21 protein-coding genes are annotated in these 21,857 nt (G+C 64.7%); 12 read left to right on the top strand and 9 right to left on the bottom strand.

The genetic code is table 11. The features are described from left to right. Nucleotides 1–66 precede the first annotated feature (66 nt). Complete coding sequence (gene leuD / locus CFK21_RS07535; RefSeq protein WP_096366088.1) at nucleotides 67–708, bottom strand: 3-isopropylmalate dehydratase small subunit; 642 nt, start codon at nucleotides 706–708, stop codon at nucleotides 67–69. A 139-nt stretch (nucleotides 709–847) separates the two neighbouring features. Next, nucleotides 848–2,248: a 3-isopropylmalate dehydratase large subunit gene (gene leuC / locus CFK21_RS07530; RefSeq protein WP_096367538.1), complete on the bottom strand. Its 1,401-nt coding sequence runs from the start codon at nucleotides 2,246–2,248 to the stop codon at nucleotides 848–850. 105 nt (nucleotides 2,249–2,353) lie between these two features. On the opposite strand from leuC, the gene CFK21_RS07525 reads away from it, so the two are divergent. From CFK21_RS07525 to CFK21_RS07510, 4 genes are all read left to right on the top strand, one after another. After that, on the top strand, nucleotides 2,354–3,229 hold the full coding sequence (locus CFK21_RS07525) for a LysR family transcriptional regulator (protein ID WP_096367537.1): 876 nt from the start codon (nucleotides 2,354–2,356) through the stop codon (nucleotides 3,227–3,229). 73 nt (nucleotides 3,230–3,302) lie between these two features. Beyond that, a complete protein-coding gene (locus CFK21_RS07520; protein ID WP_157745501.1) occupies nucleotides 3,303–4,148 on the top strand; it encodes a phosphate/phosphite/phosphonate ABC transporter substrate-binding protein in 846 nt (281 codons plus the stop codon). Then, entirely contained in the window at nucleotides 4,145–6,604 is a 2,460-nt protein-coding gene (locus CFK21_RS07515) for an EAL domain-containing protein (protein WP_096366086.1), read from the top strand. The genes CFK21_RS07520 and CFK21_RS07515 overlap by 4 nt, the downstream gene beginning before the upstream one ends. A gap of 97 nt (nucleotides 6,605–6,701) precedes the next feature. Beyond that, nucleotides 6,702–7,754, top strand: coding sequence for a class I fructose-bisphosphate aldolase (locus tag CFK21_RS07510; RefSeq protein WP_096366085.1), 1,053 nt, complete (start codon nucleotides 6,702–6,704; stop codon nucleotides 7,752–7,754). Nucleotides 7,755–7,972: 218 nt separating this feature from the next. Here CFK21_RS07510 and CFK21_RS07505 read toward each other — a convergent pair whose 3' ends face one another. From CFK21_RS07505 to aroC, 3 genes are all read right to left on the bottom strand, one after another. Continuing rightward, on the bottom strand, nucleotides 7,973–9,139 hold the full coding sequence (locus CFK21_RS07505) for an MFS transporter (RefSeq protein ID WP_231971473.1): 1,167 nt from the start codon (nucleotides 9,137–9,139) through the stop codon (nucleotides 7,973–7,975). Nucleotides 9,140–9,221: 82 nt separating this feature from the next. Further along, the gene (locus CFK21_RS07500) at nucleotides 9,222–9,608 is read right to left on the bottom strand and encodes a response regulator (protein WP_096366083.1); all 387 of its coding nucleotides are present in this window, start codon (nucleotides 9,606–9,608) and stop codon (nucleotides 9,222–9,224) included. A 19-nt stretch (nucleotides 9,609–9,627) separates the two neighbouring features. Then, nucleotides 9,628–10,731, bottom strand: a complete 1,104-nt coding sequence (gene aroC, locus CFK21_RS07495; RefSeq protein ID WP_096366082.1) for a chorismate synthase — start codon at nucleotides 10,729–10,731, stop codon at nucleotides 9,628–9,630. A gap of 274 nt (nucleotides 10,732–11,005) precedes the next feature. Here aroC and CFK21_RS07490 point away from each other — a divergent pair, with 274 nt between their 5' ends. Further along, nucleotides 11,006–11,206 carry a hypothetical protein gene (locus tag CFK21_RS07490; RefSeq protein ID WP_096366081.1) on the top strand — a complete coding sequence of 67 codons (201 nt, stop codon included), beginning with the start codon at nucleotides 11,006–11,008 and terminating at the stop codon, nucleotides 11,204–11,206. Nucleotides 11,207–11,357: 151 nt separating this feature from the next. Here the strand turns inward: CFK21_RS07490 and hemN are convergent, their stop codons facing one another. Both hemN and prmB read right to left on the bottom strand, forming a co-directional pair. Continuing rightward, nucleotides 11,358–12,746 (bottom strand): oxygen-independent coproporphyrinogen III oxidase, encoded by a 1,389-nt coding sequence (gene hemN / locus CFK21_RS07485; protein WP_096366080.1) that lies wholly within the window; start codon nucleotides 12,744–12,746, stop codon nucleotides 11,358–11,360. A 312-nt stretch (nucleotides 12,747–13,058) separates the two neighbouring features. Then, nucleotides 13,059–13,988 (bottom strand): 50S ribosomal protein L3 N(5)-glutamine methyltransferase, encoded by a 930-nt coding sequence (gene prmB / locus CFK21_RS07480; RefSeq protein WP_096366079.1) that lies wholly within the window; start codon nucleotides 13,986–13,988, stop codon nucleotides 13,059–13,061. A gap of 106 nt (nucleotides 13,989–14,094) precedes the next feature. Between prmB and CFK21_RS07475 the strand changes: the two genes are divergently transcribed. The 7 genes from CFK21_RS07475 (at nucleotide 14,095) to CFK21_RS07445 (ending at nucleotide 18,701) form a co-directional block, all read left to right on the top strand. After that, the gene (locus tag CFK21_RS07475; protein WP_157745498.1) at nucleotides 14,095–14,757 is read left to right on the top strand and encodes an SCO family protein; all 663 of its coding nucleotides are present in this window, start codon (nucleotides 14,095–14,097) and stop codon (nucleotides 14,755–14,757) included. Next, entirely contained in the window at nucleotides 14,754–15,221 is a 468-nt protein-coding gene (locus CFK21_RS07470; protein WP_096366077.1) for a copper chaperone PCu(A)C, read from the top strand. Before CFK21_RS07475 ends, CFK21_RS07470 begins: the two co-directional genes overlap by 4 nt. Next, nucleotides 15,221–16,105, top strand: a complete 885-nt coding sequence (asd, locus tag CFK21_RS07465) for an archaetidylserine decarboxylase (RefSeq protein WP_096366076.1) — start codon at nucleotides 15,221–15,223, stop codon at nucleotides 16,103–16,105. The genes CFK21_RS07470 and asd overlap by 1 nt, the downstream gene beginning before the upstream one ends. Nucleotides 16,106–16,160: 55 nt before the next feature. Continuing rightward, on the top strand, nucleotides 16,161–16,961 hold the full coding sequence (suhB, locus tag CFK21_RS07460) for an inositol-1-monophosphatase (protein WP_096366075.1): 801 nt from the start codon (nucleotides 16,161–16,163) through the stop codon (nucleotides 16,959–16,961). A gap of 288 nt (nucleotides 16,962–17,249) precedes the next feature. Continuing rightward, on the top strand, nucleotides 17,250–17,483 hold the full coding sequence (locus CFK21_RS07455) for a hypothetical protein (protein WP_096366074.1): 234 nt from the start codon (nucleotides 17,250–17,252) through the stop codon (nucleotides 17,481–17,483). Nucleotides 17,484–17,647: 164 nt separating this feature from the next. Beyond that, nucleotides 17,648–17,983, top strand: coding sequence for a hypothetical protein (locus CFK21_RS07450; RefSeq protein WP_096366073.1), 336 nt, complete (start codon nucleotides 17,648–17,650; stop codon nucleotides 17,981–17,983). A gap of 103 nt (nucleotides 17,984–18,086) precedes the next feature. Next, on the top strand, nucleotides 18,087–18,701 hold the full coding sequence (locus CFK21_RS07445) for a cation transporter (protein ID WP_096366072.1): 615 nt from the start codon (nucleotides 18,087–18,089) through the stop codon (nucleotides 18,699–18,701). Between the two features lie 215 nt (nucleotides 18,702–18,916). On the opposite strand, the gene secF is transcribed toward CFK21_RS07445, so the two are convergent. Together secF and secD are read right to left on the bottom strand one after the other, a co-directional pair. After that, nucleotides 18,917–19,849, bottom strand: a complete 933-nt coding sequence (gene secF, locus CFK21_RS07440; protein ID WP_096366071.1) for a protein translocase subunit SecF — start codon at nucleotides 19,847–19,849, stop codon at nucleotides 18,917–18,919. Between the two features lie 9 nt (nucleotides 19,850–19,858). Beyond that, nucleotides 19,859–21,724: a protein translocase subunit SecD gene (gene secD, locus CFK21_RS07435; RefSeq protein ID WP_096366070.1), complete on the bottom strand. Its 1,866-nt coding sequence runs from the start codon at nucleotides 21,722–21,724 to the stop codon at nucleotides 19,859–19,861. Between the last annotated feature and the right edge of the window lie 133 nt (nucleotides 21,725–21,857).

The following is a 21,857-nucleotide window of genomic DNA, read 5'->3' as shown; positions in this document are numbered from 1 at the left end:
GGCGCCGCGCATAGCGCGCGCGCCGGCAGGCAATTGTCCGTGTTTTCCGTGTATTCCGTGGCGCTCTTATGATTGAAACAACCAGGGCGCCTCCTGTCTGCGCCGCTCTTCATAGGCGCAGATCTCGTCGGCATGCTGCAGGGTCAGGCCGATGTCGTCCAGACCCTCCAGCAGGCAGTGCTTGCGGAAGGCATCGACCTCGAAGCCGAATTCATCCCCGTTCGGGGTGATCACCTTCTGCCCGGCCAGATCCACGGTCAACTCGTAGCCCGGCTGCGCCTCGGTCTCGCGGAACAGCCGGTCCACGGTCTCCCCCGGCAGGATGATGGGCAGGATGCCGTTCTTGAAGCAGTTGTTAAAGAAGATGTCGGCGTAGCTGGGCGCGATCACCACCCGGAAGCCGTAGTCCAGCAGCGCCCAGACCGCGTGCTCGCGCGAGGAGCCGCAGCCGAAGTTCTCCCGCGCCAGCAGGATGCGCGCACCCTTGTATCTGTCCTGATTGAGGACGAAGTCCGGATTCAGCGGCCGGTTGCTGTTGTCCTTTCCGGGCTCGCCGTGATCCAGATAGCGCCACTCGTCGAACAGGTTCGGCCCGAAGCCGGTGCGCTTGATCGACTTCAGGAACTGCTTGGGGATGATCGCGTCCGTGTCCACGTTGGAGCGGTCCAGCGGCGCGGCGATCGCGGTCAGTGTTTCGAATTTTTCCATGGTGCCAAACCTCTTTATAAGAGCGCCACGGAATACACGGAATGCACGGAAAAAGTTTTGTTCTCCGGCGCCGCGCGTAGCGCGTGCGCCGGTTAAGCAATTGTCCGTGTATTCCGTGTATTCCGTGGCGCTCTTGATCTCATGTCCGGATATCCACGAAGTGCCCGTGCACCGCCGCGGCCGCGGCCATGGCCGGGCTGACCAGGTGGGTGCGTCCGCCCTGGCCCTGGCGGCCCTCGAAGTTGCGGTTGGAGGTCGAGGCGCAGCGCTCGCCCGGCTCCAGCCGGTCGGCGTTCATTGCCAGGCACATGGAGCAGCCCGGCTCGCGCCATTCGAAGCCGGCCTCGAGGAATACCTTGTCCAGCCCCTCGGCCTCGGCCTGCTGCTTGACCAACCCGGAGCCCGGCACCACCAGCGCCTGCTTGATGTTGGCGGCCACCTTGCCGCCGCGGATGGCAGCGGCGGCCTCGCGCAGGTCCTCGATGCGGGAGTTGGTGCAGGAACCGATGAAGACGCGGTCGAGTTGAATATCCTGGATCGGGGTGCCCGGCTTGAGATCCATGTAGACCAGGGCCTTTTCCATGCCGCTGCGCTTGACCGCACTGTCGGCCTGCGCCGGGTCCGGCACCACGGCGTCGATGCCGACCACCATCTCGGGCGAGGTGCCCCAGGTAACCTGCGGCACCAGCCCGGCGGCATCCAGCACCAGGGTCTGATCGAATACAGCGTCCTCGTCCGAGACCAACTCGCGCCAGGCCGCCACGGCCCGGTCCCACAACTCGCCCTTCGGCGCAAAGGTGCGCCCGCGCATGTAGTCGATGGTGGCATCGTCCACCGACACCAGCCCGGCGCGGGCACCGGCCTCGATGGCCATGTTGCATACCGTCATGCGGCCCTCGACCGACAGGCTGTGGATGGCCTCGCCGCCGAACTCAATGGTGTGGCCGGTGCCGCCGGCGGTGCCGATGCGGCCGATGATGGCCAGCACGACGTCCTTGGCGGTCACCCCGGCTGGCAGCCGGCCGTCGACGCGGATCAGCAGGTTCTTCGCCTTGGTCTGGATCAGGCACTGGGTGGCCAGCACATGCTCGACCTCCGAGGTGCCGATGCCGAAGGCCAGGGCACCGAAGGCACCGTGGGTGGAGGTGTGCGAATCGCCGCAGACCACGGTCATGCCCGGCAGGGTCGCGCCCTGCTCCGGCCCGATCACATGGACGATGCCCTGGCGCGGGTCGTTCATGCGGAATTCCCGGATGCCGTATTCGGCGCAGTTGCTGTCCAGGGTCTCGACCTGGATGCGCGAGACCGGGTCACTGATGCCGCCGCTGCGGTTGGTGGTCGGGACATTGTGATCCGGCACCGCCAGCACCGAGCCGGTACGCCAGGGTTTGCGCCCGGCCAACCGCAGGCCTTCGAACGCCTGCGGCGAGGTGACTTCGTGAATGAGGTGGCGATCGATATAGAGGAGCGCCGTGCCATCCGCGTCCTGCCGCACCACATGCGCATCCCAGAGCTTGTCGTAGACTGTCTTGCCTGTCATGGCCATCTTTCTCCTGTGATGAGGCCGAGTCTAGGCAGGAATATGAGATAACACAAATTCATATTATTCATGTAAACTATTCCTATTTGGAATTAATATATGTCACTGGATATCGCCGGTCTGCGCGCCTTTCTGGCCGTGGCAGAACATGAATCCTTCTCCGCGGCGGCGGCCGAACTGCACCTGACTCAGCCGGCGGTGAGCAAGCGCGTCGCCGCCCTGGAAGCAGCGATGAAGGTGCGGCTGTTCGACCGCATCGGCCACCGGGTGCTGCTGTCCGAGGCCGGCGAGGCCCTGCTGCCGCGCGCCCGGCGCATTCTGCTCGATATCGAGGACAGCCAGCGCGCCATCGCCAACCTCTCCGGCCGGGTCGAGGGGCGACTCTACCTCGGCACCAGCCATCACATCGGTCTGCACCGCCTGCCGCCGGTACTGCGCGAGTTCATCGAGCACTACCCGGAGGTGCGGCTGGAACTGCGTTTCCTCGACTCGGAGGCGGTGTGTGCGGCCGTGGTCAGCGGCGAACTGGAACTGGGCGTGGTCACGCTCCCGGTCGAACCGCCGCCTGCACTGGCCCTGGAGCCGGTCTGGGACGATCCCCTGTCGGTGGTGGTCGGTCGTGACCATCCTCTGACCGGCCGGGACCGGGTGGACATGGCCCGGCTGGCGGCAACCCCGGCGATCCTGCCGGGCCCGGAAACCTTCACTCGCCAGATCATCGAATCCGGATTCGCCCGCCGCGGTCTCAGGATTGAGGCCGAACTGTCGACTAACTACCTGGAGACCATCAAGATGCTGGTGGCGGTCGGGCTGGGCTGGAGCCTGCTGCCGGACAGCATGCTGGACGACCAGCTCAGTGCCCTGACGGTCCCAGGACTGGCTCCGCATCGACGGCTGGGCATCATTCACCATCGTGAGCGTACCCTGTCCAATGCCGCGCGGGCCATGCGCGCGGCCGTCAGCCGTCACCGCGACCCCTGATCACGCCTCAGCGTGACGGGGGCTATACTGACTTGCATGGTTGTGTGTTCAGCTGCCCATGAGGTTCACAGGTATGCGTTTTCTGCTCATTGTGCTCGGCCTGGCCATGCTGGCCTGCCGACCGGCGGCGGCAGCCCCCGGCTACCAGTTGGCCATCGTCAACCCCGCCTCCCCTTCGCGCCTGCATGCGGTCTGGGAACCCCTGCGCCAACACCTGTCGCAGGAACTTGATGCGGAGATCGAGCTCGTCTTCCCCAAGGGCATCGATCAGGTGGAAAAGCTGCTTGGGCACAACGAGATCGATTTCGTCTATCTCAATTCCTATCTGTTCTACCTGCTCAAGGGCAAGGGCAAGCTCGCTGCCGTGGCCCAGATGCGCAACCTCGACGGGATGACCACCAGCCAGGGCAGCTTCATCGTCCGCGCTGACAGCGGCATCCGCAATGTGGACGATCTGCGCGGGCGCAAACTGGCGCTGATCAGCCCGCTCGGGGCCGGCGCCTACCTGGCGCCGCGCGCCTATCTGAGGGATTTCGGGATGGACATCCACACCGACCTGGATCTGGTATTCACCGGCGATCTCAAGAAATCCGTCTATGCGGTCCTGCTGGGTGATGCCGCCGCCACCACCATGTGCGCAGTCAGTTACAAGATTCTGGAGCACAAACTCAATTTCAAGGAACTGAGCATCATCGACAGCACCCGCCCCTTCCCGGAGCCGCTGGTCGCGGCTTCCACCCGGCTCGGGCCGGAACCCATCGAGGCCTGGCGCCGCGCGCTGCTGAAACTCTCCCAGACCGAGTCAGGGCGCGCCGCCCTGCAACCGCTGGCTGACATCAAGGTACGGGATTTCATCGAGTACGACCCGGCGCTCGAAACGCTGACCCGCAACCTGATGCAGTACACGCCGGCACCGTGACGCAGAAATACCGCTACAACCTGTTTCTCAGGCTCATTACCCCGATCGCCCTGCTCCTGCTGGTGATTGCGGCCGGGCTGACCGCAGCCGTGATCACGGAATCCAACCGCACCATCGAATCCTTCCGGGCACTGCAGGCCGCCTCGCACGCCCGCACCCTGGCCAGCGGCAGCATGGACGCCATCCTGACCCGCGACTACACCCTGCTGGAGAACTGGGTCCATGCCGCCATTCCGGGCGACGATTACGCCTACGCCTATATCGCCAATGACGGCGGCCTGATCCTGGCGCATACCAATTTCAGTTTCGTCGGCAAACGCATCACGCTGCAGCGGCCGGCCGCAATGCAGCAGATCGAGACCCGCTACGACGAACGTTCCGTCACCGAGATCGTCCAGCCGATCGAACTCGGTGCAGGCTTTCTCGGAACGGCCCATGTCGCCTATTACCAGAGTCACGGCCTGGCACTGCTGCCCAATCTCGCCAGCAACCTGCTGGCACCGCTGCTGGTCGCGCTGCTGCTGTTCGGTCTGGCACTGTATGCCATCGCCCGACGCACCACCGATCCGATCCACGTCCTGACCCGGACCATCGCTTCCAGTTCGCTGAACGACCTGAAGCCGATACCCGCCAGCATCACCACCCAGAAGAATGAGATCGGCGAACTGGCCTCGACCTTCCAGGACATGCAGTCCGACCTCAGGAACAGTTATGACCGGCTGCGGGATGCCCTCGAGCAACTGGACCGGCAGAAAACCCATCTGGAGACCATGCTTCATTCCATCGGCGATGCCGTAATCACCACCGACAACGCCGGCCGGGTGGAGTATCTCAACCCGGCCGGCGAGGCCCTGCTGGGCTGGCATCAGGACCAAGTCCAGGGTCAGCATATCGGCGAGATCTATCATGGCGAACAGGACCAGAGACAGCTATGGGAACTGCTCGAGGCCCAGTGTCTGAAGGGCGGTGCCGTCATGCCCCGCAGCGAGCAGCCGATCGTCAACCGCCAGGGCGAGCGCATCTTCATCGAACAGTCCGCCGCCCCGATCCGCGACGCTGCGGGGAACATCAACGGTCTGATCATCGTCGCCCACGACGTCACCCGTGAGCAGATCCTGCAGCAGGAACTGCTGTACAAGGCAAGCCATGACGACCTGACCGGACTGCGCAACCGGGTCGAGTTCAACCGCCAGCTGCAGGAGTTCATCAACAGCGCCAAACTGGACCACAAGGAACACGCCCTGCTGTTCCTGGATCTGGATCAGTTCAAGCTGGTCAACGACACCTGCGGCCATACCGCCGGCGATGAACTGCTGCGCCGCGTGGGCCACATTCTCTCCGGGGAAATCCGCCGCCACGACATCCTGGCCCGGCTCGGCGGGGACGAGTTCACCATCATCCTCGCCGACTGCAGCCTGGCGGAAGCCGAGCCCATCGCCGAAAAAATCCGCCGCGCCATCGAAAGCTTCATATTCATCTGGGACAACCAGCGTTTCAATATCACAACGAGTATCGGACTGGCGCCCATCACAGCCGACAACCTGAATCAGCAGAAGCTGCTGAGCCTGGCCGACGCAGCCTGCTATGCCGCCAAGCACAACGGCCGCAACCGTATCTACCGCTATGACGAAAACGATTCCCTGCTCAACCAACACTACGGCGAGGTGAACTGGATCAGCCGCATCAACCAGGCCATTGCCGAGGACCGCCTGGCACTGTATTTCCAGACCATCGAGCCGATCAACGCCCGGGACGCCGGGCAGCATCTGGAAATACTGGTACGACTGCAGGACGAAACCGGGCGGTTGATCCCGCCCTCGGCCTTCATCCCCGCCGCCGAACGTTACAACCTGATGCCCACGGTGGACCGCTGGGTGGTCTCCCGCACCTGTCACTGGTTCGCCCGCCATCCCGAAATCCTGGGGCAGGTCGGAGTGGTATCGGTCAACCTGTCGGGCGAAACCCTCAATGACAGCGGCTTCGCCGATTTCGTGCTCCAGCTGTTCGGCGAGTGCGGCATGGACGGCAGCAAGCTCTGCTTCGAGATCACCGAGACCACCGCCATCGGCAATCTCATCGTCGCCCAGGAATTCATGGCGCGCATGCAGGCGATCGGCTGCCGTTTCGCACTGGATGACTTCGGCACCGGCATGTCCTCCTTCGGCTATCTCAAGACCCTGCCGGTGGATTTCCTGAAGATCGATGGCATCTTCATTCAGAACATCGCCTCGGACCCGATCGATTACGCCATGGTCCGCTCCATCAACGATATCGGTCACCTGCTCGGTCAGCAGACCATCGCCGAATTCGTGGAAAACGCCGATATTCTGAAACGGCTGCAGGAGATCGGGATCGACTACGCCCAGGGGTATCATTTCTCCCGACCGGTACCCCTGGAGGATCTGCATCGGCTGGTCAGTCCGCTGCGGGCAGACACCGGGCGGCCGTCGTCCTGAAATCCGTGCGGCCGCCGTGATTGATCCACGTCAGCGACAACCGGCGCCAGGGCATGCCACAGTACTGTGACTGCACGCGCCGACAAGGAGGATCGAGATGAGCACGAATATCCAGGACATCCTGGCCGAAGAGGCCGAATCCCTGCTTGCCTACCGCTGCACCGGCATCCCGCGCGAGCGGCTGCATGTCCCGGGACCGGATTTTGTCGACCGCATCGTCAGCCTCAGCGACCGCAACCCGCGCGTGCTGCGCAACCTGCAGAGCCTGTTCAATCAGGGTCGCCTGGGCGGCACCGGCTACCTGTCGCTGCTGCCGGTGGACCAGGGCGTGGAGCACTCGGCCGGCGCCTCATTTGCCCCCAACCCGGACTTCTTCGACCCGGAGCACATCGTCGAACTGGCCATCGAGGGCGGCTGCAACGGTGTGGCCTCCACGCTCGGTGTGCTGGGCGCGGTGGCCAGGAAATACGCCCACAAAATCCCCTTCATCGTGAAGCTCAACCACAACGAACTGCTCAGCTATCCGAATCAGTACGATCAGACCCTGTTCGCCCAGGTCGACCAGGCCTTCGAACTGGGCGCGGTGGCGGTGGGCGCCACGGTGTACTTCGGTTCGGAGGAATCCCGGCGCCAGATCCTGGAGGTGAGCGAAGCCTTCGCCCATGCCCACGAACTGGGCCTGGTGTGCGTGCTCTGGGCCTACCTGCGCAACAGCGCCTTCAAGCACGAGGGTACCGACTACCACACCGCGGCCGACCTCACCGGCCAGGCCAATCACTTGGCGGCGACCATCGAGGCCGACATCATCAAGCAGAAGCAGGCCCTGGGCAACGGCGGCTACACGGCGCTGGACTTCGGCAAGACCCACCCGAAGGTCTATGACGAACTGACCAGCGAACACCCCATCGACCTGGTGCGCTACCAGGTAGCCAACTGCTACATGGGCCGGGTGGGCATGATCAACTCCGGCGGCCCCTCCGGCAAGGACGATCTGCACCAGGCCGTGCGTACCGCCGTGATCAACAAGCGGGCCGGCGGCATGGGCCTGATCTCCGGGCGCAAGGCCTTTCAGAAACCGGTGGCCGAGGGGGTGAAGCTGCTCAACGCCATCCAGGACGTGTATCTGTCGGATGAAGTCACGATCGCGTGACGAGTCTTAAACGAGAGTATATTTTTCGTCGTTGCGAGGCGCGCAGCGCCGCGGCACAAGCGAGCTTGCGAGCGAAGAACGCCCGTAGGGCGGCCCCGAAGGGGTGAGCGCAGCGAATAATCTCCGTCGGTTTACTGCTTCCGAACGAGATTGCTTCGCTACGCTCGCAATGACACGGTCATTTTTACCCATGAGTATCCGCTGCTGACTCCAGTCGCTCAGGTGATGTCCGCCTCGCGCCAGGTGGTGCGCAGTACGGCATAGCTGATCAGCACCGCCAGCAGGCTCATGCCGGCGGCGGCGATATAGGTGGACTGGGCGCTGACCCCGTCCCACAGATAGCCTGCGGCCAGGCTCCCCACCGCCCCGCCGGCACCGAAGCTGAGACTGCTGTACAGGGCCTGGCCGCGACCCTGACTGCGGCCGGTGAAGTACTGGTGAATCAGATGGATCGCCACGGCATGGTAGAGGCCGAAGCTGGCCGCATGCAGGGTCTGGGCGAACAGGATGATGCCGAGTCGCTCGGGGAAGAAGGCGATCAGGAGCCAGCGCAGTGTGGTCAACTGCAGGCCGACGAACAGCAGCCGCCAGGCACCGATGCGCGGCAGCCAGCGATGAATCATCAGGAACACCCCGATCTCGGCGATCACCCCCAGCGCCCACAGCTGGCCGATTACGCTGCGGCTGTAGCCGTAGTCCTCCAGGTAGAGGGTGAAGAAGGTGTAATAGGGCCCGTGGCTGGCCTGCATGAGAAAGCAGATCACCAGCAGGGCGAGTACGTCACCGCGCTTGAGAATCCGCCGCAGGCTGGTGGATTCATCGGCATGGGTTCGACCGCTGGCGTCGCGCGTGACCAGGCTGGACAGCCAGATCGCCACGAACAGCCCCATCACCACCAGCGGCATGATCCCGATCCCCTGGCTGTCGAGCAGCCGGCCGAGCAGGACCACGCTCAGGATGAAGCCGACCGACCCCCACAACCGGATCATGCTGTAACGGTGGGAGGCCGCCCCCAGGTGTGACAGGGTCACCGCCTCGAACTGCGGCAGCGAGGCGTTCCAGAAGAAGCTGAAGGCGATCATCACCAGCGCCAGCCACTGGAAGGACGACCCCAGAAATATGCCGGCAAAGCAGACGATGGACACAAGCGAGGCCGTGCGGATGATGCCCATGCGCCGGCCGGTGTGGTCGGCGATCCAGCCCCAGATGTTGGGTGCGATCAGCTTGGTGGCCATGAGGATGGCCATCAGTTCACCGATCTCGGTGGCGCTGAAGCCGAGCGACTTCAGATACAGCCCCCAGTAGGGCACCAGCGCGCCCAGCGAGGCGAAGTAGAACAGGTAGAAGCTGGAGAGCTGCCAGTAGTGTCCGGTCCGTGGCGTCACTGGCGACTGCGGTCCTGTGGTGGGCTGACGGGCATGGACGGGCATTATACCCAAAACACCCCCCGTCGCAGGGGGCCGGAAATCAGGCCTCGATCCAGAGTGTGCGGAGCTGGTCGGCCAGGGTCATGGGGTCGAAAGGCTTGGGCAGCAGACCGATCGCGCCCAGGCTGCGGTAGTGCTCCAGTTCCCGCGCCTGTACCCGCGCGGTCATGAACGCCACCGGGATATCGCGGGTGTCGGGCTGCTCGCGCAGCCGGCGCAGGGTTTCCGGACCGTCCATGCCGGGCAGCATCACGTCGAGCAGGATCAGGTCCGGCCCCCAGGCCGCAGCACGCGCCAGCGCCTCGTCTCCACTGCTGCACACTTCGACCTGGAAACCGCCGACCTGCTCCAGCGCCAGCCGGGCCACGGCCTGGATGTCGGGCTCGTCCTCCACGTAGAGGATGCGCTGCAGGGACTGGGGATCCATCAACGCGCCCGCGGCGGTCTCACTCGCTCCGACCGGCCGGAATGCGCGGCGTCTCCGAGGTCACGTCGGCATTCTGGGCCCGGTGGCGCAGGGCGTGATCCATGAGCACGATCGCCAGCATGGCCTCGGCAATCGGGGTGGCGCGGATACCCACGCAGGGATCGTGACGGCCGGTGGTCACCACCTCGATCGGCTCGCCGTGCACATTCACTGACCGGCCCGGCAGACGCAGACTGGAAGTGGGCTTCAATGCAATGCTGGCGACGATGTCCTGGCCGGAGGAAATCCCGCCCAGCACGCCGCCGGCGTGGTTGCTGAGAAACCCCTCGGGGGTGATCTCGTCGCGATGTTCGGTGCCCTTCTGCGCCACGCTGGCGAAGCCCGCGCCGATCTCCACGCCCTTGACGGCATTGATGCTCATCAGGGCATGGGCGATATCGGCGTCCAGCCGGTCGAACACCGGTTCGCCCAGGCCGGGCGGGACGTTGGCGGCCACCACCGTGACCTTGGCCCCCACTGAATCCCCTGACTTGCGCAGGGCATCCATGTAGGCCTCCAACTCCGGCACCATGTCCGCATCGGGCCAGAAGAAGGGATTGGTCTCGACAGCGTTCCAGTCGAAGGCGCGCGGAACATTCTCGCCCAGCTGACTGAGATGGCCGCGGATCTCGATGCCGTAGCGGCTGCGCAGGTAGCGCTTGGCGATGCCGCCGGCCGCCACCCGCATGGCGGTCTCGCGGGCAGAGGAACGGCCGCCGCCGCGGTAGTCGCGGATGCCGTACTTCTGCTGGTAGGTGTAGTCGGCATGCCCCGGACGGAACCGGTCCATGATGCCGGAGTAGTCCTTGGACCGCTGATCGGTGTTCTCGATCAGCAGGCCGATGGGCGTGCCCGTGGTCCTGCCCTCGAACACCCCGGAGAGGATGCGCACCGCATCGGCCTCGCGACGCTGGGTGGTGTGGCGCGAGGTACCGGGCTTGCGCCGGTCCAGATCATGCTGCAGGTCGGCCTCGGACAGTTCCAGCCCGGGCGGACAGCCGTCCACGATGGCGCCCAGCGCGGGCCCATGGCTCTCGCCGAAGCTGGTGACGGTGAAGAGTTTGCCAATGCTGTTTCCGGACATGGCGGTTATTGTAACGGCAAGTGCGGGCGGCGTCTCGGGTTTTGAATGAGCAGGCAATCCATTCCGGCCACGAAACCCACGAAATCCACGAAAAATGTGACGGGGAAATGCCCGGGCAACTCCCCTGCGACTCAAGCACTGGGCATTTACAGTCAGTTCCTGTTCGTGGGATTCGTGGCCATCAAGGGGGTTTACTCTAAAGCCACCCGCAACCGGGTCGATAGCCCATATGCAACAAAAACAAGATGACCCACCGATTCGAGGGAGGCACACAGTGACCTACAAGCATGCGCACTACGGCGAGCGTATCGGCAGTTACATGGGCGAGCCCATCTTTGCATTGATCGATGCGCCGGAAGGCCGCTTTGTATTCGACCGGCTCGCCCGCTATGTCGATGACGGCTACCCGCTGGACCAGCTGAGCCGTGGCGAGGTGATGTCACCGGCGGGGGTGGTGTACCGGCTGGCGGACTGAACCTGCAGGTCGGGGCAGCACCGTAGGATGGGTGGAGCGCATCGCAACCCGTCCATGTGATGGGTTGCGGCGCAAGCGCCTCCACCCATCCTACGCAGATGCCACCCGTAGGATGGGTGGAGCGTAGCGCAACCCATCGAGACGGGATGGTTCAGATCACTTTGGAATAGCGCCCGCCGCGGCTTTCGCGCAGGTAGCGGTCGAACTGCATGCAGATGTTGCGGATGAGCAGGCGGCCGCGCGGCAGGACCCGGATAGCGGCCGCATCCAGTTCGATCAGGCCGTCGCGGACAAAATCCCCCATGCCTTCCAGCTCCGCCGCGAAGTAGTCGCGGAAATCGATGCCGTGGTCGCGTTCCACCGCGGCGAACTCCAGTTCGAAGTGGCAGATCAGTTGGGTGATCACGGCCCGACGCAGCTTGTCGTCGGCGTCCAGCTCCACCCCGCGGAACACCGGCAGGTGACCGGCGTCGATGCGCGCGGCGTACGCCTCCAGGTCCTTCAGGTTCTGGCTGTAGCTGTCGCCGATCATGCTGATGGAGGTCGCCCCCATGGCCACCAGGTCGCACTCGGCATGGGTGGAATAGCCCTGGAAGTTGCGGTAGAGGGTACCGTTGCGCTGGGCCACGGCCAGCTCGTCATCCGGTTTGGCGAAATGATCCATGCCGATGAAGACATACCCCGCCTGCCCCAGCCGCTCGATGGTGTGACCCAGGATGGCGAGCTTCTCCTCGGACGAGGGCAGATCCCCGGCATTGATCTGGCGCTGGGTCTTGAACATCTCCGGCAGGTGGGCGTAGTTGAACACCGACAGCCGCGCCGGGTCCATGTCGATGACCTTGTCCAGGGTGGCGGCGAAGCTCGCCACGCTCTGGTGCGGCAGGCCGTAGATCAGGTCCACGCTGGTGGAGCGGAAGCCCTCGGCGCGCGCGGCCTCCAGCACGGCGCGGGTCTCGGCCTCGCTCTGGATGCGGTTGACCGCCTTCTGCACCGTCGGATCGAAGTCCTGCACCCCCAGGCTGATGCGATTGAAACCCAGCTCGCGCAGCACGCCGATGGTCTCGGCGTCGGCCTCGCGCGGATCGATCTCGATGGAGTACTCGCCGCTGTCGTCGTCCAGCAGCCGGAAGTGCTCGCCGGTGGCGCGCATCAGGTCGCGCATCTGCTCATGGCTGATGAAAGTGGGCGTACCCCCGCCCCAGTGCAGCTGCTGCACCGGGCGATCAGCATCGAACAGCGCCCCCTGCAGGGCGATTTCCCGGAACAGGTGCTCCAGATAGGGCACCGCGTGTTTGCGGTTCTTGGTGATGATCTTGTTGCAGGCGCAGTAGAAGCAGACCGTGTCGCAGAAGGGGATGTGGAAATACAGCGACAACGGCGGCTTCGGCCGCTCGGCATTGGTCGCCACCGCCCAGCGTTTGAAATCGGCCTCGGTAAAGGCCTCGGTGAACTGCACCGCCGTCGGGTAGGAGGTATAGCGCGGCCCGCTGGTGTCGTAGCGGCGGATCAGTTCGGAGTCGAATTCGAGTGTCTGTTCCATGGCGGCAAGTGTAGACGATCCCGGTTGCGGTGTGGGATGACCTTGATCAAATGCGGGCGCCTGACGTAGGTGGCAAGAACGCAGAGGGCGCAAAGGCGCGGAGGCGCAAAGACTGAATAATCATGAAAAACACACACCCATCCGGCTTTTTCATGTCATTGCGAGCGCAGCGCTGCAATCTCGTACCGATGAATCAGGCGGTTGGAGATTGCCACGGCGCTGTGCGCCTCGCAATGACGAATTGATCGGAGTTACTTTAATAACCTTGGCGTCTCTGCGCCTTTGCGTCCTCTGCGTTCCCACCACCGAACCTCAGGAAACCAGCGCGTCGAAGTCGGCCTGGTGCGCCTGCAACTGGGCGGCGTCGAGCAGGAACACGCCCTGGCCGCCGCGTTCGAATTCCAGCCAGGTGAAGGGGACCTGCGGCAGGATCTCGATCAGCGCCGGTTCGCTGTTGCCGACCTCGACGATCAGGATGCCCTGGTCGGTCAGGTGCCGGCGCGCCTCGCGCAGGATCCGCAGCACCAGGTCCAGACCGGTCTCGCCGCCGCTCAGGCCCAGGGCCGGCTCGTGGCGGTATTCCAGCGGCAGGCCGGCCATCTCCTCGGCATCCACATAGGGGGGGTTGCTGACGATGACATCGTAGACCTCGCCCTCCAGGGCGGCGAAGAGGTCGGACTGGATCACCCGCACGCGGTCCTGCAGGTGATGGCGTTCGACGTTGATGCGCGCGACCTCGAGTGCCTCGGCCGACAGGTCGGCGGCATCGACCCGGGCATCCTCGAGGTAATGGGCGCTGGCGATGGCAATGCAGCCGCTGCCGGTGCACAGGTCCAGGACCCGTTCGACCGACTCGGCCGGAATCCAGGGCTCGAAACCGGTCTCGATCAACTCGGCGATGGGTGAGCGCGGAATCAGTACCCGTTCGTCGACGTGGAAGGACAGGCCGGCGAACCAGGCCTGCTCCACCAGGTAGGGCACCGGGATGCGTTCGAGGTAACGCTTGCGCAGCAGCTCCAGGACCCGGTGGCGCTCATCCTCCGCCAGCACCGCATCCAGGTAGGCCGGCGGCAGGTCAGGCGGCAGCCGCAGGGCGTTGAGCACCAGGTAGGCGGCCTCGTCCAGGGCGTTGTCGGTCCCGTGGCCGAAGCACAACTCGTGCTCCTCGAAGCGGCTGGCAGCCCAGCGGATGTAGTCACGCACCCGGGTGAGGGTGGTGATAATGGATTCGGCGTTGTCCATGCCGGACCTCCCGGTGTCTCGATCAGGCCGCGATGATACCCCATGGCGAACGGCATTTCTCACTGCGCCTGTTCCCTTTTGGGGCCGCTGTGGGATAATTCCTGCCATGTCCGACTCCAATCCTGCACTGCACCACCGCCCGCTGTTCCTGTTGCTGCTCCTGGCCGTGCTGGCCGGCGGCCTGTACCTGGGCTGGCAGCAGTTCGCGCCGCCCGCCCCGCCCCGGCTCAGCGACCAGGTCACCCGCCTGCCGCAGCCGCGGCCGATCGCGGACTTTGCGCTGATCGATCATCATGAACGGCCCTTTACCCTGGCACGCTTCCAGGGCCAGTGGAGTTTCGTCTTCTTCGGCTATACCCACTGCCCGGATGTCTGCCCCACCGCCATGCTGGACCTGAAACGCACACTGGAAGCGGTGGCGGCCGCCGAACCGGCCGTGGAACCGCCGCAGGTGGTGTTCGTGACCGCCGACCCCGAGCGCGACACGCCGGCACAGCTGGCCCGCTTCGTGCCCTACTTCAATCCCGACTTCATCGGGGTGACCGGCCCGCAGGACCAGCTTGACCAGCTCAGCAGCCAACTCAGCAGCCTGGCGGTGAAGGTGCCCAACCCCGACAATCCGGACAATTATCTGGTCGATCACACGGCCTCGATCCTGCTGCTCAATCCCGACGGTCGGCTGGAGGCGATTTTCACATCGCCGCACAACCCCGACACCATGGCTGCGGACTACCGCGAGTTGGCCCGTTATTTCAAGGAAAGTTCATGAAGTCGCTGCTGCACTCCCTGGTTCTGCTGTGCCTGCTGGCCCCTGTCGCCGCCGTCCAGGCCGATCAACTGCGGGTGGAGGATCCGTGGGTTCGCGCCGGGCCGCCCACGGCACGGGTCATGGCCGGCTACATGACCCTGTACAACAGCGGCGCCCGCGAGCGCGAGATCGTGCGCGTCACCAGCCCGGCCTTCGCGCGGGTGGAACTGCACCTGAGCCGGATCGAGGATGGCATGGCACGCATGATCCCGCAGGAGGCGCTGCGGGTACCGGCCGGCGGCCGGCTGGAACTGACCCCGGGGGGCTACCACCTGATGCTGTTCGATCCGCTCGCCCCGCTGCAGCCCGGTGACCCGGTGGAGTTGAGTCTGCACGATGCGGCGGGCCAGGTCCTGAATGTCCGTGCCACGGTCCGCCTGCCGGGCGGCCGGGACGCCGACCACACGCACCATCATCACGACTGATGGCCAGGGACATCGACCGTCAGGCCGGCGCCTGGGACCATCTGCGCGCCCTGCCCCAGTACCTGCTGCCGCACCACGCGCTGTCACGGCTGATGCTACGCCTGACCCGGGTGCGCACGCCCTGGGTGAAGAACCTGATCATCAACCGCATGCGGCATCACTTCCGCATCGACATCCGGGACGCGGTCCAGCCCGACCCGTACGCCTATCCCAGCTTCAACGCCTTCTTCACCCGCGCCCTGCGTCCCGACGCCCGGCCGCTGGCGGGCGACGACGCCACCCTGATCTCCCCGGTCGACGGCACCGTCAGCCAGGCCGGGCGCATCGAGGTCAACCGGCTGCTCCAGGCCAAGGGCCGTCGCTTCACCCTGGAGACCCTGCTGGGCGGCGACATCGAACTGGCCCGGACCTTCGCCGATGGCGACTTCGCCACCCTGTATCTGTCACCGCGCGACTATCACCGCATCCACATGCCACTCGAGGGGCGTCTGCTGAGGACGATCTACGTCCCGGGTCGCCTGTTCAGTGTCGCCCCCTACACGGTGCGCAGCGTCCCGCGCCTGTTCGCCCGCAACGAGCGTCTGGTGTGCCTGTTCGACACCCCGGCCGGTCCGCTGGCCATGATCCTGGTCGGCGCCCTGTTCGTGGCCTGCATCGAGACCGTCTGGGCCGGCGTGGTCACACCGCCGCACGGCCACCGCATCCGTACCAAGCCGGCCCCGGACAACCCGCCGGTGGAACTGGCGCGCGGGGCCGAGATGGGCCGCTTCAACATGGGCTCGACCGTCATCCTCCTGTCTCCCCCGGGACGGATCGACTGGACCGCCGACCTCCGCCCCGGCCGGCACCTGCGCATGGGCGAGGCGCTCGGGCAGTTGCGGTAAAAATCTGGTATCCTGTGCCGCCACATCGAAACCGCACGCAACAGGCCCGGCAGTTATGCATCCCATGCTCAACATCGCGACGCGCGCAGCGCGCGCCGCCGGCGATATTATTGTTCGCTACGTCGACCGCCTGGATGAGCTCAACGTCGCCAGCAAGGAGCGCAACGACTACGTCTCCGAGGTCGACCGCCGGGCCGAGGACGCCATCATCCGCATCCTGCGCAAGGCCTATCCCGACCACGGCATCCTGGCCGAGGAGTCCGGAACCCAGGCCGGCAGCAATGACGAATACCAGTGGATCATCGACCCGCTGGACGGCACCACCAACTTCCTGCACGGCTTTCCCCAGTTTGCGGTCTCCATTGCCCTGAGCCACAAGGGCCGGCTGGAACAGGGCGTGGTCTACGACCCCCTGCGTCAGGAGCTGTTCACCGCCAGCCGCGGCAGCGGTGCCCAGCTCAACAACCGCCGCCTGCGCGTGGCCCAGCGCAAGGGCCTGGAAGGCGCCCTGCTCGGCACCGGCTTTCCGTTCAAGACCCACGAACATCTGGAGGCCTATCTGGGGATGTTCCGCGACCTGCTGCTGGAGACCTCCGGCATCCGCCGACCGGGCTCGGCCGCGCTGGACCTGGCCTATGTCGCCGCCGGCCGCCTGGACGGTTTCTGGGAACTCAAGCTCAATCCCTGGGACATGGCCGCCGGCGTGCTGCTGATCCAGGAGGCCGGCGGCATCGTCGGCGACTTCACCGGCGGGCACCGGTTCATGCAGAGCGGCAATGTGGTCGCGGGCAACCCCAAGGTCTTCGCCGCCATCGTCAAGAAGCTCCGGCCGCATCTGACCCCTGAAATGGGCTGAGGCCGGGGGCATAAGAGCTTAAGAGCGCCACGGAATACACGGAAAGCACGGACATGATTGAATCAAGGCTGAGCAATCCGTAGGTCGGGTTAGCGCAGCGTAACCCGACAGGTACGGCGCCAGTGTCGGGTTACGCCCTGCGGGCTAACCCGACCTACGGGTTGCCATCATCGAAATATCATTGTTCCGTGCTTTCCGTGTATTCCGTGGCGCTCTTGAAACATTCAAGTTCCGCCCGCTCGGGCCGATCTGAGGGACAAGTCCCGCAGACAATGGAAACCGGCCGCGATGAAAGTCTCCGTCTCCCCCCGCTACCATACCGATCCCCGGAACCTGGAACTGGAACTGACCCTGCGCGACATGTTGGCCGGCATGGAGGAGATCTACACCAGCGAGGCACTGGCTTTCAGCGACTGCGGCATGGAGATCCTGTCCATCGAGCCGCCCGCCGTGGAGGCCCAGGCTGCGACGGCCGAACCGGTAAACGCCCCCTGCATACTGCCCTTCCGCCGCAGCGCCTGAGTCGTCCCCTCAGCAGGGCCATCGCCCTGTCATCGCAATAACCCCATGTTTTATATGCCCGTTTCGCCTGCGGGTTTTTTGTGTTATACAGGTTGCAAGTGGATATCAATTCCCGTGCATGACACGGGATCAGCATATAAATCCACGCAACGCGAGGGGACACGATGAAAAAAACACTGCTGGTGCTGTTCACCCCACCCTTTGCCGCCTGCCGTTACGGCTGTGCCGGCTGCTGCGCCGCACCCATCGGCGTATTCTGGATCGCCGGCATCGTCGGCATTCTCTATGGCCTGATCTGGGGCGGGCCGACCGAGGGCAGCGGCGGCCAGACCGCCCTGCTCGGACTGGGCCTGTGGATACTGGCCTCGGTCTGGGCCGCGTTGACCATCCGCGGTGCCGACGAGGACAAGTGCCAGAATCGCAGCAGCACCCTGTGCAGCAAGATCCTGCCCGGCCTGGACGAACACGACCCCATGGACGAGGTGCGCAAGGCGCGCTGAGCCGGGCATCGTCCCCGGGACGGATTGCAACCGCCCCACCCTTCTGCCAACCTGCGGCCACACCCGGCAGGGATGCCTGCCGCTTGCCTGACCGTCCTGCACGATGAGTGGCTGCTGCGACAACGATTGTTCCCTGGATGCCCGACAGACACGGCAGCGCCGCACGCTGCGGATCGTGCTCGGCATCAATGCGCTGATGTTCCTGGTGATCGCGGGCGCCGCCCTGTATGGCGGCTCATCGGCACTGCTGGCTGACAGCCTGGACAACCTGGGTGACGCGCTGACCTACGGCCTGAGCCTGTATGCCGTCAGCCGCGGGGCGGCAACCAAGGCACGGGTGGCGCTGTTCAAGGGCTGGCTGATCGTGCTGGCGGGCGGCGTGGTGCTGGTCCAGGTTGTCTATCGCATCTTCGTTCCCGGTCTGCCCCTGTTCGAGGTCATGGGCGCCTTCAGCCTGCTGGGGCTGGCAGCCAACTCCCTGTGCCTGTACCTGCTCTGGCGTCACCGTCACGAGGACGTGAACATGAGTTCGGTGTGGGAATGCTCGCGCAACGACATCGTGTCCAACCTGTCGGTGTTCGCCGCCGCCGGCGGGGTCTGGCTCACCGGCACCGGTTGGCCGGACACACTGGTGGCACTCGCGCTGGTGATCTTTCTGCTGCGTTCGGGCTCGGGCGTGATCGCCTCGGCCCGGCGGGAACTGCACGCCGCGGCCTGAATCAGATACTGAAACATAGCCACGGAAAACACGGAAAGCACGGAAAATATAAGAGCAAGTGCGTAAAGCGGCTCCGCCTGGCTTGAGATCCGTCATTCCGGCCTTCGCCGGAATGAAGAAATATCATTAAAGAGGATCAGCCTTAGACAGAATAACGTCCGTGCTTTCCGTGTTTTCCGTGGCTATTTTTGTATAAATTCTATACTCAGGCCAGTCTACGGCTGGTCGTCGACCTGCGCGCCTTCCTTCTTGACCGGCATCAGGTCCTGCTTGCTCACCCCGAGCAGCAGGGCCACGGTACTGGCGACATAGATGGAGGAATAGGTACCGACGAGGATGCCCACCAGCAGCGCGAAGGCGAAGGCATGGATGACCTCGCCGCCCAGCACGAACAGGGCGACCACCACCAGCAGGGTGGTCAGCGAGGTCATCAGGGTGCGCGACAGGGTCTGGTTGATGGAGGTGTTCACCACCCCGGTCGGGCTCTGCTTGCGGATCTTGCGGAAGTTCTCGCGGATGCGGTCGAACACCACGATGGTGTCGTTGAGCGAGTAGCCGATGATGGCCAGCAGTGCGGCCAGCACGGTGAGATCGAACTCCATCTGCGTGACCGAGAACATGCCCAGGGTGATGGTCACGTCATGGATCAGCGCGACCACCGCGCCGACCGAGAAGCGGTACTCGAAGCGCAGGGTGACGTAGACCAGGATGCCGATCAGGGCATAGAGCATGGCCAGCCCCCCCTTCTCGATCAGTTCCTCGCCGACCTGGGCGCCGACGAACTCCACCCGGCGCATCTCCACCCCCGCATTGTGCTGCTGCAGCAGACCCAGCAGCCGGCTGCTCAGCTCGGCCTGGCTCTCCGCGCGCGGGGCCAGCCGGATCAGCACCTCGCGCGAGGAGCCGAAGTACTGCACCTGCGCGGCCTCGAAACCGCCCTCCTGCAGCACGCTGCGGATCGGCTCCAGTTCCTGGGGCTGGGGATAACCGACCTCGACCAGGGTGCCGCCGGTGAAGTCGATCCCGAGACTCAGCCCGCGGGTGGCGAGCGAGCCGATGGCCACCAGGATCAGCAGCAGCGAGAAGGCAAAGGCCAGCTTGCGCTTGCCCATGAAATCGATCTTTGTCTGTCCGCTCAACAGTCGCATGGCAATGCCTTATATGGAGAGTTTCTGCAGCCGGCGGCTGCCGTAGACCAGGTTGACCAGCGCCCGGGTGCCCATGATGGCCGTGAACATTGAGGTCACGATGCCGATGGACAGGGTCACGGCGAAGCCCTTCACCGGTCCGGTGCCGAAGCTGAACAGCACGATGGCCGCGATCAGGGTGGTGATGTTGGCATCGGCGATGGTCGAGAAGGCCTTCTCGTAGCCCGAGTGGATGCTGGACTGCGGGCTGTTGCCGTTGCGGATCTCCTCGCGGATGCGCTCGTAGATGAGCACGTTGGCGTCCACCGCCATGCCCACGGTGAGCACGATGCCGGCGATACCCGGCAGGGTCAGGGTGGCCTGCAGCATGGACAACACGGCCACGATCAGCACCAGGTTGAGCGTCAGGGCCACGTTGGCGACCAGGCCGAATGCCTTGTAGTAGATGGCCATGAAGATCAGCACACAGACAAAGCCGATCAGCACCGACAGCTGCCCCTGCTCGACGTTCTCGCGGCCCATGCTGGGGCCGACGGTGCGTTCCTCGATGATCTCGATGGGGGCGGCCAGCGCGCCGGCGCGCAGCAGCAGGGCCAGGTCGCGTGCCTCGTTGGTACTGTCCAGGCCGGTGATCTGGAAGCGGCGGCTGAGCTGGTCGCGAATGGTGGCGATATTGATCACTTCCTTGATGGTGCGCTTTTCCTTGACCAGTTCGCCGTCGACCTCGCGGGTATCGACCTTGTTCTCGATGAACAGCACCGCCATCGGCCGGCCGATGTTGTCGCGGGTGGCGGCCTGCATCTGGTTGGCGCCGGCGCCGTCCAGATTGATGAACACGGCCGAGCCGCCGGTATCCTGATCGAAGCCCGAGGAGGCGTTGGTGATGCGGTCGCCGGTGACGATCACGCGGCGTTCCAGCAGCACCGGCTGGCCGTCGCGGGTGCGGTAGAGTTCGGTGCCGATCGGCGCACGGCCGGTCTCGGCGGCATCGTAGGGATCGTGCTTCTCGTCCACCAGCCGGAATTCCAGGGTGGCGGTCGCGCCCAGGATCTCCTTGGCCCGGGCGGTGTCCTGCACGCCCGGCAGCTGCACCACGATGCGCCGGTCGCCCTGCTGCTGGATCACCGGCTCGGCCACGCCCAGTTCGTTGACGCGGTTGCGCAGGGTGGTGATGTTCTGCTGCAGGGCGAAATTGCGGATCTCGCGCAGCTGGGCCTCGGGAATGCGAGCCACCACCTGGTGGTCCTCGCCGCTGGTTTCGGCGGTGAAGTCCAGATCGCCGAACTCGTCCTCGAGTTCGCTCAGCGCGGCCTGCTGCTCCCCGGCCGTGCGGAAGCGCGCGACGATCGTATCGTCCTTGCGCCCGATGGTGATGTAGCGGATGGGGTCGTCGAGCCGGCGCAGGAAGCCGCGGAAATCGTCGACATAACGCTGCTCGGCCTGGGCCACGGCCGCCTCCATGTCCACTTCCAACAGGAAGTGGACACCGCCGCGCAGATCCAGCCCCAGGTACATGGGCTTGGCATTGAGCGCGGTCAGCCATTCCGGTTCCGCGCTGGCCAGATTCAACGCTACGACGAAATCACCGCCCAGCGCCACCTGCACCAGATCGGCCGCCTCCAGCTGCTCCTCGGTGCGGCGGAAGCGCACCAGCAGCCGCTCATCGAGCACCTCAACCGATTTGGGCTCGATGCCCTCCTCCCTGAGCGTGGTGCGCACCAGATCGGCAATGCCCGCATCCACCTGCTCGCTGCGGCTTGCGGAAACCTGGATCGCCGGATCCTCGCCATAGAGATTCGGCAGGGCGTAGATCACGCCCACCAGGGCGATGACCAGTATCAGCAGATACTTCCAGAGCGGATAGCGGTTAATCATGGAACAGGGTCATCCTCGGGAACTGCTTGCAGCGCAGTTGTATTATTGAGACTTGTATAAGTGCCTGGAGCCCCTCGTCATCCCGGTGAGTGCCGGGATCCGGAAACCACTGCGGTCCATGGATTCCGGCCAG

Origin of the sequence: Thiohalobacter thiocyanaticus (genome assembly GCF_002356355.1) — a bacterium.
Taxonomy (GTDB): domain Bacteria; phylum Pseudomonadota; class Gammaproteobacteria; order Thiohalobacterales; family Thiohalobacteraceae; genus Thiohalobacter; species Thiohalobacter thiocyanaticus_A.
This window is presented reverse-complemented; position numbering and strand designations above follow the sequence as displayed.

Bases quoted from the DNA above. Each gene is read 5' to 3' on its own strand.
- secF (WP_096366071.1), bottom strand. From the start codon at position 19,849: ATGCGACTGTTGAGCGGACAGACAAAGATCGATTTCATGGGCAAGCGC.
- CFK21_RS07475 (WP_157745498.1), top strand. From the start codon at position 14,095: ATGTCCGACTCCAATCCTGCACTGCACCACCGCCCGCTGTTCCTGTTG.
- secD (WP_096366070.1), bottom strand. From the start codon at position 21,724: ATGATTAACCGCTATCCGCTCTGGAAGTATCTGCTGATACTGGTCATC.
- leuC (WP_096367538.1), bottom strand. From the start codon at position 2,248: ATGACAGGCAAGACAGTCTACGACAAGCTCTGGGATGCGCATGTGGTG.
- CFK21_RS07520 (WP_157745501.1), top strand. From the start codon at position 3,303: ATGCGTTTTCTGCTCATTGTGCTCGGCCTGGCCATGCTGGCCTGCCGA.
- CFK21_RS07470 (WP_096366077.1), top strand. From the start codon at position 14,754: ATGAAGTCGCTGCTGCACTCCCTGGTTCTGCTGTGCCTGCTGGCCCCT.
- leuD (WP_096366088.1), bottom strand. From the start codon at position 708: ATGGAAAAATTCGAAACACTGACCGCGATCGCCGCGCCGCTGGACCGC.
- prmB (WP_096366079.1), bottom strand. From the start codon at position 13,988: ATGGACAACGCCGAATCCATTATCACCACCCTCACCCGGGTGCGTGAC.
- hemN (WP_096366080.1), bottom strand. From the start codon at position 12,746: ATGGAACAGACACTCGAATTCGACTCCGAACTGATCCGCCGCTACGAC.
- aroC (WP_096366082.1), bottom strand. From the start codon at position 10,731: ATGTCCGGAAACAGCATTGGCAAACTCTTCACCGTCACCAGCTTCGGC.
- CFK21_RS07455 (WP_096366074.1), top strand. From the start codon at position 17,250: ATGAAAGTCTCCGTCTCCCCCCGCTACCATACCGATCCCCGGAACCTG.
- CFK21_RS07500 (WP_096366083.1), bottom strand. From the start codon at position 9,608: ATGGATCCCCAGTCCCTGCAGCGCATCCTCTACGTGGAGGACGAGCCC.
- asd (WP_096366076.1), top strand. From the start codon at position 15,221: ATGGCCAGGGACATCGACCGTCAGGCCGGCGCCTGGGACCATCTGCGC.
- CFK21_RS07450 (WP_096366073.1), top strand. From the start codon at position 17,648: ATGAAAAAAACACTGCTGGTGCTGTTCACCCCACCCTTTGCCGCCTGC.
- CFK21_RS07445 (WP_096366072.1), top strand. From the start codon at position 18,087: ATGAGTGGCTGCTGCGACAACGATTGTTCCCTGGATGCCCGACAGACA.
- suhB (WP_096366075.1), top strand. From the start codon at position 16,161: ATGCATCCCATGCTCAACATCGCGACGCGCGCAGCGCGCGCCGCCGGC.
- CFK21_RS07510 (WP_096366085.1), top strand. From the start codon at position 6,702: ATGAGCACGAATATCCAGGACATCCTGGCCGAAGAGGCCGAATCCCTG.